Annotated in this window: 1 protein-coding gene; it reads right to left on the reverse strand. The window is 39.4% G+C overall.

Translation table 11 applies throughout. The features are described from left to right. Window positions 1-919: phage tail family protein (locus GHI93_RS12745; RefSeq protein WP_211368907.1), on the reverse strand; the 919-nt coding region annotated here is incomplete at both ends.

Below are 919 nucleotides of genomic sequence, written 5' to 3' on the forward strand. Positions count from 1 at the left end.
ATATAGTTGTTATCTTGGATGATGACAGTATCGCCTTTTTGGAGCGGTCTACCATCTCCGATTAATTGACCAAGTAAGGCTGCTGATGGAGTGACTGTGTAAGTAATTTGATGATAAGCATATTGTTTGAACTTTTTGACAATGTATCCCCACATATCGTTAGCGTTCTTATATTCTGTTGTCTCGTCAATACTTGTCCAAATGTCGCCCTTGTCCGTCTTAAGCTGAGACGGGAACATCTGAGCAGACAGTGGAGCGTAAGCAATTTCAGAGCCTTTACGCTTATAGAATTCTTCTACTCCATCTGCGTTTTTGTAACTGAAATCATAATTTTTCCAGCTATATCCGTCAGCGCCTGTCATATAGCAAGCATTGAAAAATCCATCGTCACTGACATCAACAGTCACATCTTCAATATTCTTGCCAAATGACAGCCGTACATCATCACGCTTAGTACCTACGCCTTGCACGTTTTGACCGTCATTTTCTTTGTAGATGTTTAACGTTACAGAATCAAGCGTGCCATCATTATTTAATTTAGTAATAAACTCAAATTCTGCATTGAAATTATTAATCACTGAAATTAGTCGTGATAGCTTCGTTTCTTGCCCATCATAGCTAATCGTGCGCGTGAGATTTGCAACCTCGTTAATCCCAATCGTAATTTGAGTGCGTGAGATAAGCCCCATGGTGTCAAAGTACCATTGGATATTATGACTTGCAGTATTAGCAAGTGGATTAGACATCTCGTTAATCAGTTCTCTATCGAGTGATACGCAGACAAATGATATTTCTGAACTGGTCTCATGCACTGCTTGGGACGATGCGGGAGACATCAGATAGTCTTTACCGTTTTTTCTAAAGCTGAAATAGCTTTGATGGTTTAAGAACTGAACGTAATCCTGAAGCTTATTATTGA

It is taken from the genome of Lactococcus hircilactis, assembly GCF_009601015.1.
GTDB lineage: Bacteria > Bacillota > Bacilli > Lactobacillales > Streptococcaceae > Lactococcus > Lactococcus hircilactis.